The 15,537-nt window shown below is 39.6% G+C and carries 10 protein-coding genes; 4 read left to right on the forward strand and 6 right to left on the reverse strand.

The window, feature by feature from the left end; all coding sequences use genetic code 11:
- Positions 1-85: 85 nt before the first annotated feature.
- From ACK8P5_RS13745 to ACK8P5_RS13755, 3 genes are all read right to left on the reverse strand, one after another.
- Complete coding sequence (locus ACK8P5_RS13745; protein ID WP_422656843.1) at positions 86-3,784, reverse strand: amino acid adenylation domain-containing protein; 3,699 nt, start codon at positions 3,782-3,784, stop codon at positions 86-88.
- Positions 3,785-3,827: 43 nt separating this feature from the next.
- Positions 3,828-5,600 (reverse strand): methyl-accepting chemotaxis protein, encoded by a 1,773-nt coding sequence (locus ACK8P5_RS13750; protein ID WP_422656844.1) that lies wholly within the window; start codon positions 5,598-5,600, stop codon positions 3,828-3,830.
- Positions 5,601-6,066: 466 nt separating this feature from the next.
- On the reverse strand, positions 6,067-6,960 hold the full coding sequence (locus ACK8P5_RS13755; protein WP_422656845.1) for an aminoglycoside phosphotransferase family protein: 894 nt from the start codon (positions 6,958-6,960) through the stop codon (positions 6,067-6,069).
- A 133-nt stretch (positions 6,961-7,093) separates the two neighbouring features.
- Between ACK8P5_RS13755 and ACK8P5_RS13760 the strand changes: the two genes are divergently transcribed.
- A complete protein-coding gene (locus tag ACK8P5_RS13760; protein ID WP_422656846.1) occupies positions 7,094-8,539 on the forward strand; it encodes a DEAD/DEAH box helicase in 1,446 nt (481 codons plus the stop codon).
- 66 nt (positions 8,540-8,605) lie between these two features.
- On the opposite strand, the gene ACK8P5_RS13765 is transcribed toward ACK8P5_RS13760, so the two are convergent.
- Together ACK8P5_RS13765 and ACK8P5_RS13770 are read right to left on the reverse strand one after the other, a co-directional pair.
- A complete protein-coding gene (locus tag ACK8P5_RS13765; protein WP_422656847.1) occupies positions 8,606-9,847 on the reverse strand; it encodes an ATP-binding protein in 1,242 nt (413 codons plus the stop codon).
- Between the two features lie 181 nt (positions 9,848-10,028).
- Positions 10,029-10,856, reverse strand: a complete 828-nt coding sequence (locus tag ACK8P5_RS13770; protein ID WP_422656848.1) for a sugar phosphate isomerase/epimerase family protein — start codon at positions 10,854-10,856, stop codon at positions 10,029-10,031.
- A 57-nt stretch (positions 10,857-10,913) separates the two neighbouring features.
- Here ACK8P5_RS13770 and ACK8P5_RS13775 point away from each other — a divergent pair, with 57 nt between their 5' ends.
- The 3 genes from ACK8P5_RS13775 to ACK8P5_RS13785 all read left to right on the forward strand — a co-directional run bounded on the left by ACK8P5_RS13775 (position 10,914) and on the right by ACK8P5_RS13785 (position 14,307).
- On the forward strand, positions 10,914-11,561 hold the full coding sequence (locus tag ACK8P5_RS13775) for a TetR/AcrR family transcriptional regulator (RefSeq protein ID WP_422656849.1): 648 nt from the start codon (positions 10,914-10,916) through the stop codon (positions 11,559-11,561).
- A 24-nt stretch (positions 11,562-11,585) separates the two neighbouring features.
- A complete protein-coding gene (locus tag ACK8P5_RS13780) occupies positions 11,586-12,788 on the forward strand; it encodes an MFS transporter (RefSeq protein WP_422656850.1) in 1,203 nt (400 codons plus the stop codon).
- A gap of 322 nt (positions 12,789-13,110) precedes the next feature.
- Entirely contained in the window at positions 13,111-14,307 is a 1,197-nt protein-coding gene (locus ACK8P5_RS13785; RefSeq protein WP_422656851.1) for a multidrug effflux MFS transporter, read from the forward strand.
- Between the two features lie 86 nt (positions 14,308-14,393).
- Here ACK8P5_RS13785 and asd read toward each other — a convergent pair whose 3' ends face one another.
- On the reverse strand, positions 14,394-15,479 hold the full coding sequence (gene asd / locus ACK8P5_RS13790; RefSeq protein WP_422656852.1) for an aspartate-semialdehyde dehydrogenase: 1,086 nt from the start codon (positions 15,477-15,479) through the stop codon (positions 14,394-14,396).
- Between the last annotated feature and the right edge of the window lie 58 nt (positions 15,480-15,537).

The following is a 15,537-nucleotide window of genomic DNA, read 5'->3' on the forward strand; positions in this document are numbered from 1 at the left end:
AGTTTACTATCTTAAACCTGTCGCAACAACATCTCTATAATAAATTAAAGGAGCATCCATCAAGATGCCCCTTGTTTAAATCGCTTTATTCAGTTTTTTTGAAATAACCAATATGAACAGCATAATCAATCAACTTCTTAAAAAACTCCTCGTCAGCTGAAGCACAATTCACATCAGAATTCAAAAGGTATTCTACCGTTTGCGGACAAGTGTAACGATAAATGGAGTTTTTCGCTCCATCTCCTTCCAATTGTGCCATGGCTAGTTCTAAGCCAGTTTGATCTTTAGACTCTTTCGGGTCCAGAAGCCATGTCTGATACGCTTTCCAATCCAAAAGTGTAATCTCATAGCCATACGCTTTGAAATAACCAACCATGTCTTTATAAGAGATCGCAACTGGATTACAAATATGAAATACACGTCCAACCGTTTCTTCCTGAAGTGCTAGAGCGGTTATTGAATCTCCTGCATAGTTAATCGGTGTGATGTCAACTTCCCAGCGTACTTTAGGTGCTTTCTTCAGAAGAAGCATCGCTTTTAGCATCCGATAAAATGCATTATTATCTATGTTTTTCTGGAATAACCCATTGCCTGAATGACAAGAAAGGTTACCCACTCGATAAACGGTTGCCGCAACACCCGCTTCTTCGCCTGCTTTAATGACCAGCTTCTCCGCTTTCAGTTTACTGTTCGTGTAGACGTTCTCGACATAAGCAGCATCATAACCGGTACCTGCAATAACTGAATTCCACTGACCGTTTAAAGCCAAATCTTCCGGAATACCTAGCGTCGAAATGAAATGGAACCGCATATGAGGTTTATTCTTGGTGAATGCAAGTAATCGATTCGTGCTGTCCACGTTCACTCTAGCAAAATGTTCGGATTCTCCAAAGTGCTTCACATCTGCCCCACAGTGAATTATGGAATCGATATTCTTCTCAACCAACGTAAGAACTTCATCCGTTAGACCAAGGTTCTCTTTCTCTAGGTCGCCTTCGATTGCAACAACTCGGTTCTGCATGAGTTGCTTTACATTTTCTCCAAAGTATCCAAACATCGTCTGCTCCAGCCGTTCATAGGCTTCTTGGATCTCAGATGGCCGAACGAGACAATAAATAGTAGCTTTAGACTGCTGCAAAAGTGAATATAACAAGTGTGAACCGAGATACCCTGTGCCACCCGTCAGGAGTATATGATCTTGTGTATATACTGGACGTGTTCCATGATCTTTAATATGGAATTGAAGTGGATATTCTGAAAGGTCCTGAATGGAAAGATTTGCATCCGCCATAGGATCAACCTGATCCTCTTCTCGTGCTAATTCTTCTATTCTCTCTGATAATTTTGCAATTGTTGGATATACGAAGAAATCATTGATTTTCAACTGCGGATAACTTGGTTTAAGGATCACCAGTATCTCCAGTATTTTCAGTGAATACCCACCGATTTCGAAGAAGTCATCGTGTATGCTGATTTTTTTCTGGCTGAGTGCTTTTTCCCAAGCTGCACTAACTTCTCTCTGTAGATCATTAACAGGAGGTTCATAGTGAGAATCATCAACTGAAGCAGATAGTTCAAACGTTCCTAGCTTCTTACGGTCAATTTTACCCGTTGGGGATGCAGGCATTTCTTCAACAAAGTTAATATATTTAGGAACCATGTAACTTGGAACCTTTTTGCTTAGAAATTGTACTAGATCTTTAGAAGGGATAGGCATGCCATCGTTTGAGGTATAGAAGGCTGCGAGCATTTTCGTTCCATCACTCTCAATTACCGGAATGACTGCAATATCTTTGACTCCTTCATGTTTTGCTAAATTGTCCTCGATCTCACCTATTTCAATACGGAATCCTCTAATTTTAACCTGCGAATCTATTCTTCCTTTATACTCTACCTGCCCGCTCGGTAATAATCGAACTAAGTCACCGGAGCGATAAAACTTCTTACCGGAATTCGGTGTAATCGGATCTGTTATGAACACTTCTTTCGTCTTTTCAGGGTGATTCAAGTAGCCCTTTCCTACACCAACAGAACTTATAAGAAGCTCACCTGTTACACAAGTTGGACAAAGACCATTATTCTCGTCCACAATATACAGTTCATAATTCGCGAGCGGCGTCCCGATGTAAACTGTGGCAAGATCGTCAGGTACAGGATAATCTACGATATGAGTCGTTGCTACTGCGGTAATTTCCGTAGGACCATAAACATTTACGATAGGTACTTGTAATCTTTTCTGAAACAGACGAACGGTCTCACCTGATAATGCTTCTCCCCCTACAGCCACGCTCTTAATGTTACGGTATTTGTCAGACGCATCTTCTGGTAAATAAGCAGCTAATTGTCTGAAGAATACACCAGGTAAGAATGCAATACGAGTAGCGTTCGTATCGACAACTGTCTGTGTGAACGAATCGATAGAGAAACGCTCTTCATCGGATAGTAAGTGCAATCTGGAACCACTGAAGAGTGATGCAAACAAATCATATACCGATGCATCGAAGCTAAAAGTTGAATATTGGAGAATATAATCATCCTCCGTCAATTTCACATCGAGTTGTGTAGCCATTGCAAGGTTTACAACGCCTTGTTGACCGATTAAAGCACCCTTAGGTCTGCCTGTAGATCCGGAAGTATAAATGACATAGGCTAGTGCATCTTCTTCTACATGTACGCCACATGGTTCTTCGGAGTAATCCAAGCTCCCGTCCAAAGTAACAAGCTCGGGTTTCTTGTCAAAATCAACAAGCAATTCTGCTAATTTAGGTGTCAAAGCTTCCTGTGTAAGGATAATCGTAGATTGTGTATCCTCGATAATATAAGCATTTCTATCATTCGGATGGGATGGATCGACAGGAACATAAGCCCCGCCAGCCTTCATAATACCAAGTAAGCTTACGATCGTGTTCAGGTTTCTCTCCATGAAGATCGAAACGAACTGCCCTTTGCGAAGCCCTTTGGATACTAGCATATTAGCGATTTTGTTAGATTGACGATCAAGTTGTTCATAACTGAGTTGTTCCTGAGCAGCAGAAAGTGCAATATGATTAGGGAATTTTGCAACGACCGACTCAAACATCTCTGGAATGGATGCGTTTGTCGGAAGCTCTTTATAAGTATCATTTAGTGATGCATAGGCAGCTAAATCTTCCTTAATGAGCATTGGCAAACTGTTGATTGCAGCATCCATATGATTCAAAGTCGCTTTTACGATATTTTGAAAATGCTTGCCAAACTTCTGGATTGTCTCTTCTTTAAATAGATGGCGAGCATAAGTTACATGCATAGCGGTTTCTCTGCTATCTGTTTTGATCGACCAGTTCAACCAACTCTGCTTATGGCTATGATCGTCACCATAGATCGTATGAAAGTGAGCAGGCTGCTCTGTCATGTGCTCAACGTCCTGTAATGTCAGATAACTCTCTTGCAACCCTTCATATTTAGACCATACCTGCTCATAGACTTGCTTGAAAGTATCCGTACCACTTATTGTGATACGCATGGGTAGAAGGTTCCCCTTCTTATTGTTGACTCCGATTAACAGATCCTTGTCTTGTGTCATTCTATATAGGAACACGATATAACTAGTCAGCATCCAAGCATCATTATCATATCGCTCACGGAAGATTTTTGTTTTTGTAAATTCGATATCCAAGCGCATCGTTGTACGATGCATATCTCTTTTTGTTAGGTGCACTGTTCCATCGGTGTACAAGTTAAACCCTGGAAAAGGAAGTTCAAGCTCCTTTACCCAGTAGTCTTTATCTAATTTTGTTATGGTCATGATATTCATAGAAGCCAAATCCCTCATTCTTTTTCATTTATAGTTACACACGTAGTTTATCAACCAAAGTTTCTAGTCTTCCTGATACTTGTTTCATTTGTTCAGCTGAATCAAAGATTTTGGCAAATGATGCTTGCTGCTTCTCCGTACTCTTTCGAATTTCATCGGAGACATTAGAGTTTCGTTCTGCCAACACAGCGAGCTGTTCAATCGAAGCCGTGATTTGTTCGGTCTCGGCAACCATTTCCTGTGTCGCAGCAGATACCTCTTGAATTTGACTCGTAACTGAATCGGTTGCGATATACATTCCTTTAAATAAAGCGCCTGTTTCTTTGACTACTTCGATTCCTTTGACAACATTTCTCTCGCCTTCACTTATGGCCTGCATGGCATATGCAGTCTCATCTTGAATGTAGCGGATTAATTCGATGATTTGATCAGCTGAATTTCTTGATTCTTCTGACAGTTTCTTCACCTCATCGGCTACAACTGCAAATCCACGTCCATGCTCACCCGCTCTTGCCGCCTCAATACTAGCATTGAGAGATAACAGATTCGTTTGTGAGGCAATCTCAGTGATAACTTGTACAATCTGTCCAATCTCCTGGGAACGATTTTGAAGTTTTTCAATGGTATTCACAGAGTTCTTCACCGAAGTGTTAATTGAATTCATCTGCTCTATGACTTGCTCCACATTCTGATTTCCCCTCTCAGACTGCTCCTTCATCTGTAAAGAAATATCGGACAACTCTGATGTATTATCAGCGATGGTTGTAACACCCGAAGAAATCTCTTGCAAAGAGATGACGCTTTCGGAAATCGAAGTGCTCTGCTTTGACACACTATCTGACATTTCCGCAATATTATTCGTTATCGTAGTTGAGTTATTATTGTTGGTCTCCACAGCCGAGAACAAGAACTGAGATTGCTCTGCAGACTGTTCTGACACGGACTTGATCGTTGTTACAAGTTCTTTAATCTGATTGACCATGGAATTAAATTTGGCATTCACTTGCCCAAGTTCGTCATCACTTGTTTTCAACTGCACAGTAAAGTCTCCTGTACTGAGCTTTTCTAAAGCCCCCATCAAATCCTTGATTGGAGCGAATGTCCGCTTGTTTGTTATATACTGACTTGCTAGTACGATGATCAAAGTAATTACCAGTGCTATCAAAGTATACGTAATGAGCTCCTGTTGACCATGGCCAATTAAGCTGGCATCTACGTCAATACCCATATAGGCGAAGGTATTGCCGCTTTTATCCTGGAATGGATAAAGCACTGTAATCCAGGTTCCGAAGTCATCGCTATACGGTTTAGTAAAAGACATTTTCTTTGTCTTAAGCATTTCTCTAACCGTGTCAGCATGATTCTTCGGTTGCTCGTAAAATTCACCGAGATTCATATTCTCTTCGAGGAATAATTCCAATAGTCCCGTTTTCAAAGCTATGATCGATGTTTTATTACCATCCACAAGTTCTGGACCAAAAATATATCCTTGCTCAATACTTGGATGCGTCTCTGCTAATTCATCGAATGCTGCAGATATTTGCTTCTGAATTGAGGAATTTGGATCTTTATTCAATTTCGCAGCCATAGCATCCTCTGCTGAAATATTCCCAGCGAATGCTTCCATCGTTCTTCCTGAATCCACTTGAAGCTGCTCGGTTAGTACATTACCTTGAATGTAAAAGCTCGAACCGATCACAATCGCACCCGTGATAATAATATAAAAACTAGTTAATAACATATTTCTTGTTACGATGCTAAGATTCTTAAACCGCCACTTTTTAGCAGTTTGGATAAGCTTGTTCATTCTTGGTGTCTCTCCTTTATTTATCTCTTATGTATCTACTAACTCTCTTCAACTAATTTTGATTACTCATTGTTTTCTGAAGTATTAATCGTTCACCGATCCTCATTCCCACTTATACGCTTTGTTTCTAATTTCTAAGGCGTACACTCTCTCAAATTCTTTAGAACGAGAGGCATTAAAATAAAACCTAAAGATAATAACTTGAGGTTTGTTTGCTTGTTTTGTGTACATGTAATTATTAAATAAGGTTACGTCTTTAGCCTCCTTCATATTTCAACATTCGAGTGTTTAAAGAATTAATAGGTCATAATAACCATATTAATTCTTACGTACTACTTATAATCGGTCACGCACTTCTATTTTTTAATACTTTAGATCATTCTTTTCTAGTTCTCTCTAGTAGTAAATGCAAAAAAGCCACCGCTCACATCCTTGGATTGTGCTAAGTGACTTCATGAACTGCTTACTAGGATAGATTTTGTTCAATTAGATAATCATCCATAATGGTATGAATAACATATAGTGCTTCGTCGGTGACTACTTGATCTGTTCTTCTATTCCCTTCATATGTAATTAATGCTTTCCATAAAGCCCATCCTCTTGCTCTATTCCAGGTCTCTTCGTTCATAAGTAACGCTTCCTTAAATACAGCACGGCTTGATTGGTCGAAAAATGTCCACCCCATTGCCGCATCACAAGCTGGATCTCCGACACCTAATATTCCGAAATCAATGACCGCACATATCTTACCGTTGTTAACAAGTATATTTCCAGGTGCCACATCCCCATGAACCCATACAGGCTTAGAATCCCAAGTAGAAGCCAATGATAATTCCCAAATTTCGTTTAATAGTTGTGCATCTAATACATCCTTATTGTGCTCAATAGCAGATCGTGTTTCATCATCGTATACAGATAAAGATCCACCTCTATAAAAATTATGCGCTCCAGCCAAAGGCCCGTAAGTAGCATCAACCGATTGTAACTCAATTAAAAAGTCACCTAAATCCTTAGCAAATCCGTTGATATCATTAATATTATTATGAGATAATGTTTCACCTTCTAGCCATTCATAAATCGACCACGCCCAAGGATATTCATCACTAGAATGCCCTAAAGCTAATGGATTAGAGATCGGAAGAGAAAGTGCTTTGTTTAATCTCGGAAGCCAAGTATGCTCTTTCTCTACTTGCGAAACATAGGAGACTGCACTTGGTAATCTCACACTCATCTTGTCGCCTAGATGGAAAGTTCGATTATCATGTCCATTCGGATGAACCGGCTTGATTTCTAAATGAGACCATTGTGGAAATTGCTCCTCTACTAATCTTCGAACTAAATCGACGGTAATATGAATCATTATGTATCACTCCGTAACATCGTTTATATATAAATTATAGGTAATCAACGATTTCCACTCTAGTACTACAGAATATAGAGTATACTATAGAAAGTATGTTTAGAATTCAAATACAAGGCAGAAGAGGTTGAGAATGAGTCAGAAGCATTTTACAGATTATCATTTAAGTGAAGAAATTGTTAGAGCGTTAAGTAGTTTGGGTTATGAGACTCCGACCGAAGTTCAGATGAAGGTTATCCCTGTAGCACTAGAGAACAGCGATCTTGTAGCTAAATCTCAGACAGGTAGTGGCAAAACAGCAGCCTACGGGATTCCTCTTTGCGAACAAGTGGAGTGGAACGAGAACAAACCACAAGCACTAATCCTAACACCTACTCGTGAACTTGCTCTACAGGTCACTGAAGATATTACAAACATTGGACGCTTTAAACGGATCAAAGCTACAGCTCTGTATGGGAAGCATCCTTTTCATATACAAAAGGCAGAACTGAAACAAAGAACACATATAGTTGTTGGTACACCGGGACGTGTACTCGATCATATTGAACGAGGCACACTTTCTTTAGAGAAAATTGCTTACCTTGTTATTGATGAGGCAGATGAAATGCTGAATATGGGCTTTATTGAGCAAGTTCAGTCCATAATTCAAGCACTGCCTCGTGAAAGATCTACGATGCTATTCTCTGCTACCTTTCCTGAAGATGTCGCGAGACTTTCACGCAAATACATGAACAATCCTGTGGAAATTGAGATTAAAGCATCCGGGTTAACCACAGCTACGATTGAACACTCCATTATTCAGGTGATGGAACGTGACAAGTTGTCACTATTGCAGAACCTTCTCATCGTAGAGAATCCTGAAAGCTGCATTATATTCTGTCGTACACAAGAACATGTAGATTCTTTATTCAGATCATTGGCGGATCTTGAATACCCGTGCGATCGTATTCATGGTGGTATGGAGCAGGATGAACGCTTCGAAGTGATGAATGCTTTTAGAAAAGGACAATTCCGTTACCTGATTGCGACGGATGTTGCTGCTAGGGGCATCGATATCACGAACATTACTCATGTTATTAACTATGATATTCCGCTAGAGAAAGAAAGTTATGTTCATCGTACAGGACGCACTGGGCGTGCTGGTAAGACAGGGAAAGCTATTACCTTTGTTACACCTAAAGATAACCATCGTCTAGTAGAAATCGAGGCGTATATTGGATTTGAAATCCCTGTTGTCAAAGCTCCCTCTGAAGAAGCAGTTGATATGCGCAGAGAAGATTTTGAGCAGAAGCTACTTGTTAGAACAGTATTGAAAAAAGATAAACGTGAACTTTTAAATCAACAGATTACGAAGCTCAACTTCAACGGTGGTAAGAAGAAAAAGCTTAGAGCTGTAGACTTTGTTGGAACCATTGCTAAGCTAGACGGAGTTACAGCAGATGATATTGGAATTATTACGATTCTCGATAATGTTACAGATGTAGAAATTCTGAATGGTAAGGGCCCACTTGTACTGGAGCTAATGAAGGATACAACAGTTAAAGGCAAGCACTTAAAAGTTCGCATAGGAAAGAAATAGAATTTAACTTGAACAAAGAAAGCTAGAGAAAAAGTGCAGATATTGCACCTTTCTCTAGCCTTTTTTTTATGAAGCAGGTATGGTTAACTGGAATGTTGTGCCCTCGCCTTTTTCACTATGGACTTTAATGGAGCCTTTTAATTTATTAATTGTACTATATACCATGAGCATCCCTAGGCCAGTACCTTCTTCTTTCGTTGAATAATACGGCTTACCTACACGCGATAACTCTTCTTTCGTCATCCCAACTCCCGTATCGCAGATTCGAATGACGATATTACGCTTACTCTCCAAAATTTCAATGGATAAGGTCCCTCCTCCACTTTCTTTCATCGCTTCGATTCCATTCTTATACAAATTTATTAGGCATTGCTGCATTTGGTTCCGATCATAATACGTGCTTAATGAGTTATTGAAGGTGAACTCCACCTCTACATCATGTATGGATGCATAAGGCATGATGATATTCTTGGTATATTCCAATTCATCACTCATGTTCGAATACACCATATTCTCTGACTGAGGCTTAGCAAAAGACAAATAATCACTGACGATTTTCTCAGCTCGCGTTAATTCTTGGAGGGATAACTCAATAAATCTTTTTTCACGATCGGTTAAGGAGTCAGACTTATTTAATAGTTGAAGAAATCCATTCGTAACCGTAAGCGGATTTCTAATTTCATGGGATACACTGGCTGCAAGCTCACTGACAACATTTAATCTTTCCGATTGAATGATGCGCTCACGATTATTGAAATTCGTTATGATTCTCTCTACTAAAATCATAATGATCAGCATTGCACCAATGTTTGTTGTTATAGCACTTGTAGCAATGAGCCAGAACTCTTGGTTCATTTGCTTAATGATCAAACTTACAGCTATAAGATAACATCCCATCGTAAGAAAGGATAGCGCACATGCACTTAGGATACGATTTCTTGAATTCAAGCCCATAAACCTGTGATGATATAGTGGTATTAATAGTAGTGCAACGGTTGAGAATAACAAGGAATGTATACTCCCATCTCCTCCGACATAGAAACGCAATATATTTAATACGACATACAAAGGAAAAACATATTTGTGTCCTCCGTAAAGTGACACGATGATGAATGGAATATATCTCAAATCAAATATAAATCCGGAATCTAAATGAATAGGCATGATCATACAAAGACTCATGGACATTACTGCTAGTAATACTATGATTTTTCTACAGTACGTATAGGGTCTATTTTCGAAAAAAATGATATAGATGACGACCGGAAATAACAGAACTAGAAAATTTAGAAGCAATGTCTCGAACACAGGGTGACTTCCTTTCGACAGGTGCTGTAAATTACGTATACATGACAATACTATGTCTCTAAATAGAGATTACACTAACCTAATGTCATATGTATAGATAATTATGTTAACGATTGAGTCTATTCAAAAAAACAAGGAAGCCACCCCTGTAGATAATAATCTTCAGAGGTGGCCTTGGCCGTTATGATAAATCTTTCCCGGATGAAATATTCAACAAATAATTGTAACAATTCATTAATTCTCGCGCTTCGGAATAATTCGCTTCAAATAAAAACGTACCGTTATATCCGATCTCGACAAGTGCTCGGACCACTTCGGGCCACTGGATGACGCCCTCACCAGGTATCCAGTGCTTCTCATCCATGCCGTCATTATCTGAAATATGTAGCGTTGTAATTCGGTTCCCTAATTTACGAATAAAATCTTCAGGAGACTCGAGGAACAGATGATTCACATCACAGCATACGCCACATTCTGGTGAATCTGATATCAAAGCGAGAAGCTCCTTGCTGTCGTTTGCTAAACATGTACGAGGCAAACATTCTGCAGCTAATCGAATTCCCTTGGAAATAGAAAATTCACTCAGCTCTCGAAGTGATTCACGACAAGCATCTATACGCTCTTCTCGTTCCTCTGATGGTATCGGCTCAAAGCTTGGGTGAATGATTGCATGTTTCGGGTGCCATTCCGCTGCTATTTCAATTAGCTTGGCAATTGCATCTACAATCAATCTTCGTTGTGATACATCGATTGTAGATATATCCCACTCCTGACCGAATGGTATGTGTACTGACCAAAGTTCCAACCCGAATTTGCGTATTTGCTCAACGACCATTTCATATTCCTGACGAACAGACTCAACCTGCCTCGGACTTTCGCATCTAAGCGTCAACTCCACACAATCTAGATCAGCTGATTTCAAATCGGCTAGATCAATGCCTTCAGACACGTCCCAATAAGTCCCTACCTTCCAATTAGCTGGGTCTGTATTTTCGATATGATAAGTCATTGTATTCCCTCCTCACTTTGATAACATTCGCCATTAGTCACGGAATACATTTTACACTTGCACAAAAAAATTTATTTTGATAACATAACTGACGAACGTTCGTTAAATAATGAGGTGATACAGATCAAAAGTAAAGAAATAAAAGCTATCGCTTTGAAATATTTCACGACTCACGGGTATGAAGGGGCATCTCTGTCTCAGATTGCCGATGAGGTTGGTATGAAGAAGCAGTCCCTATATGCTCATTTCAAAGGAAAAGATGATCTCTTTCTTCAAGTGCTTCAAGACGCTAAAGAGACCGAACTTACATCGAAACTACAATATTTGAGCAAACTCGATATCCATAATCCAAAGGTGGATTTACTGGGATATCTTCAATTGGTCATCGACTTGTTTCAAAAAAACGAGCAGTTAAAGTTTTGGCTTCGAGTCTCCTTTTTCCCTCCTCAGCATCTTGCTTACGACATTGAGAAAGAAATTATCGATACGGAAGAGAAAATTCAAACCGTGTTCGAAGCTAAATTTCAAGAATGGATTGATGCCAAAATTATCGTGGATGATGCGGCTATCATTCCTACACTCGCTTTCCTTGGTGTCGTTGATTCGATCATGCTCGAACTTGCCTATGGGAACGATGAACAACGTTTAAACGAAAAGTTAGTAGCCTCTTGGACTGTATTCTGGAGAGGTATTTCACAGCTATGAATCTACTGAGAGAGGTATTGCTTCATGAAGAAACCATTAAAAGAACAAAAAACAGTCTTACTTATTCTACTAAGTAATATATTTATTGTATTTCTAGGCGTCGGACTAATTGTGCCCGTTATGCCTTCCTTTAAGCATGTTATGCATTTATCTGGCCAAACGATGGGTTACCTTATGGCAAGCTTTGCATTCGCACAGCTGCTTATGTCTCCGATTGCTGGAAGATGGATCGACCAATTCGGCAGAAAAAAAATGATTGTCATTGGCTTACTCTTGTTCAGTGTCTCTGAAATGATTTTTGGTCTAGGTACACATGTATCCGTCCTGTATGCTTCCAGAATTCTGGGTGGTATTTCTGGTGCATTTATTATGCCTGGGGTAACTGCCTATGTTGCAGATATTACCTCACCCAAAGAAAGACCTAAAGCGATGGGCTATGTTTCCGCCGCGATCAGTATCGGTTTTATCATTGGTCCAGGAATCGGTGGCTTTATCGCCGAGTTAGGCATACGTGCACCGTTTTATTTTGCTGCAGGCTTTGCCTTCATAACCTGTATTTCATCCCTATTTATATTAAAAGAACCACTTACCAAAGAACAGCTATCCGAAATTAGTCACCTGAAAAAAGATAGCAGCTTTGTAACTGACCTGAAACGCTCCTTACATCCGATGTACATTATTGCATTTATCATTGTGTTCGTACTGGCTTTTGGACTATCTGCGTATGAAACGGTATTCAGCATGTATTCTGATGATAAGTTTGGTTTCACTCCACGAGATATTGCTACCATTATAACGATTAGCTCTATCTTCGGGGTTGTTGTTCAGGTCTTCTTGTTTGGAAGAATGGTTGATAAACTCGGTGAGAAGAAACTCATTCAGATCTGTTTGATTTTTGGTGTCATATTTGCAGTAGCATCCACCATGATCTCTACCTATTTATCTGTATTGATTGTAACTAGTATTATCTTCCTTGCCTTTGATCTATTACGACCAGCCTTAACGACTTACCTATCTAAAACGGCTGATAAAGAACAAGGGTTTGTCGCTGGTATGAACTCAACATATACAAGCTTAGGTAATATTGCAGGTCCCGCTTTAGGTGGTATATTGTTTGATGTAAATATTAATTATCCTTATCTTTTTGCTGCAATTATTATATTTATTGGTCTTATTATCACTTTTGTGTGGAAAGAAAAACAAGTGGATAATAACTTGGTTGGATAAAAAAGTATAGGCAGAAAGCAAAACCCGATGGCTATTGTAGCCATCGGGTTTTGCTTTGATTTTAAGAGCCCATCATTAATCTTGTATCGCACTGCACATTTGCCATGACAGGTGATGCTGTAATTTATTCACCAGGGAAGTAAAAGATATGTATATCATGGTGTATTTATCAAATTCTTGTTATAATGCTTGATATAAATCCCCCTAATTATGTAAAAGGTGAACAAGATGAACTCATTTACTAGACTAACTAAATGTAAGCCCCCTATCCCGTAAGTTCTTTCACTTTAATTGAGATTTAATTTTTTAGGGGGCAATAAAAGTGAAACGACAAAAAATCTCAACACCATCATTATTTTTATTAATTATTCTTGTAGGATTTCCACAAATAAGTGAAACGATATACACTCCTTCTTTACCGGATATCACAAGCCAATTGCACGTAAGTAGTAACAAGATTCAACTAACACTCAGTATCTATTTCCTAGGTTTCGCCTTAGGTGTTTTTTTCTGGGGAAGGCTTTCTGACCGCATCGGACGCCATCCTGCATTGCTCTGGGGTATCTTCGTATATGGAATAGGTAGTTTAGGATGTTATCTATCACATTCCGTTGAATGGCTGCTGGTTAGTCGTTGTATCCAGGCGTTTGGCGCAAGCACCGGTTCAGTGGTTACGCAGACCATTCTGCGTGAGAGCGTTGACGGAGCGAAGAGACATGTGATGTTTGCTCAAATATCAGCGGCTCTGGCCTTCACACCGGCAATTGGACCTTTAATTGGAGGCTGGGTAGATCAATCCCTTGGCTTTAGAGCAGTTTTCCTCATTCTAGTTATGATGAGCATCGGAATTTTCATTTACACGATGGTATCTTTACCGGAAACAAGAGTCTTTGTGAAATCAACGGTTTCCACAAGATCGATTGCTAAACGAATGCTTCAAGACAGAAGAATTTGGGCATTTGGTTTTCTTATTGGAGCAACGAATGGAATATTGTTTAGTTACTATGCAGAAGCACCCTTTATTTTTATGGAGTTTTTTCATATGTCTCCGGGAGTATTTGGATTTTTCGGTATTTTTGTAGCTTTAGCTTCCGTATTCGGTGCGATGTTATCCAAAAGAATGATTTCAACATTTAGAGCGGAGCAAATCATTCTAATTGGCTCTATGGTAACTGCTCTGGGCTCCTTATTTCTTACTGGTTTCACCCTTATTGGGATGAATTCATCTGTTCTCTCATTAGTTCTAATGGTAATATGCATCTTCATCCTGCTGCTAGGGATTGGAATGGCCATTCCCAACTGTCTAAGCTTAGCGCTTGTCCATTATGGAGATGTACTTGGGACAGCAGGTGCCATTTTTGGATTTTGCTACTATATTGTAGTGAGCCTGATTACGAGTGGGATGAGTTATCTTCATAACGGTTCATTGATCACCATGCCTTTGTACTTCTTCATACTGTCTATGGCTATGGTATTGATAAGCAACAAGATTAATGTAAATCAAAAAGCAGGTTCATAACCTGACAATACAAAAAGCCGATTTTCTCGAAACAGAAAATCGGCTTTTTGCCTATAATAAAACAATTATTAAAATGAATTACGATCTTACTTCGCTTGAATATATCCTTCAGCTTTTAGAAGCTCTGCAATCAAGACCGCTCCACCCGCTGCACCACGCAGTGTATTGTGGGAAAGTCCAACAAATTTATAATCATAAATTGAATCTTCACGTAATCTACCAACAGATACACCCATACCATTCTCGATATCACGATCTAATTTGGTCTGAGGTCTATTCTCTTCTTCGAAATAAGTGATGAACTGCTTTGGTGCACTTGGGAGATCAAGCTCTTGTGGTCTGCCCATAAATTCACGCCAGCGGCTAATAATTTCCTCTTTCGAAGGCTTGTTCTCAAATGATACAAATACAGTAGCTAGGTGACCATCGGTTACAGGTACTCGAATACACTGAGTTGTAATCAATGGCGCGCTTGCTTTAACGATCTCACCATCAACTACGCTACCCCAGATCCGAAGCGGCTCCTGCTCACTTTTCTCTTCTTCTCCACCAATATACGGAATCACATTATCCAGCATTTCTGGCCAATCCGTAAAGTTCTTACCAGCTCCTGAAATCGCTTGATACGTCGATGCAACTACTTTCGTTGGTTTGAAATCAAGTAATGCATGTAGTGCAGGAACATAACTTTGAATTGAGCAGTTCGGCTTAACGGCAATAAACCCTTTTGTCGTTCCCAGGCGTTTACGCTGTGCGGCGATGACTTCGATATGCTCTGGATTAATCTCTGGTGTTACCATAGGTACATCTGGTGTCCAGCGGTGTGCCGAGTTATTGGAGATAACCGGTGTTTCTGTTTTTGCATATGCTTCTTCTAATGCTTTGATTTCATCTTTTTTCATATCCACAGCACAGAAGATAAAATCAACGCCTGCAGCTACCTCTTCCACATTTGAAGCATCCTGAACGATAATACTCTTCACATTTTCGGGAATCGGGTTAGGCATTTTCCAACGGCCTTGTACGGATTCTTCATATGTTTTGCCTGAGGAGTTCTTGCTTGCTGCAATCACAGTAACTTCAAACCAAGGATGGCCATCCAATAACTGAACAAAACGCTGACCTACCATACCTGTACCACCAACAATACCAACTTTAAGCTTCTCTGACATTTGTTATTCAATCCTTTCGATTATGGCTCAAGCTATCCAAACATTAACCTTCATTCAA

It is taken from the genome of Paenibacillus sp. EC2-1 (assembly GCF_049311625.1).
Classification (GTDB): Bacteria; Bacillota; Bacilli; order Paenibacillales; family Paenibacillaceae; genus Paenibacillus_AQ.

What these genes read in the sequence shown, in the direction of transcription:
- ACK8P5_RS13745 (WP_422656843.1), bottom strand. Translation starts at nt 3,784, where the DNA reads ATGACCATAACAAAATTAGATAAAGACTACTGGGTAAAGGAGCTTGAA.
- ACK8P5_RS13750 (WP_422656844.1), bottom strand. Translation starts at nt 5,600, where the DNA reads ATGAACAAGCTTATCCAAACTGCTAAAAAGTGGCGGTTTAAGAATCTT.
- ACK8P5_RS13755 (WP_422656845.1), bottom strand. Translation starts at nt 6,960, where the DNA reads ATGATTCATATTACCGTCGATTTAGTTCGAAGATTAGTAGAGGAGCAA.
- ACK8P5_RS13760 (WP_422656846.1), top strand. Translation starts at nt 7,094, where the DNA reads ATGAGTCAGAAGCATTTTACAGATTATCATTTAAGTGAAGAAATTGTT.
- ACK8P5_RS13770 (WP_422656848.1), bottom strand. Translation starts at nt 10,856, where the DNA reads ATGACTTATCATATCGAAAATACAGACCCAGCTAATTGGAAGGTAGGG.
- ACK8P5_RS13780 (WP_422656850.1), top strand. Translation starts at nt 11,586, where the DNA reads ATGAAGAAACCATTAAAAGAACAAAAAACAGTCTTACTTATTCTACTA.
- asd (WP_422656852.1), bottom strand. Translation starts at nt 15,479, where the DNA reads ATGTCAGAGAAGCTTAAAGTTGGTATTGTTGGTGGTACAGGTATGGTA.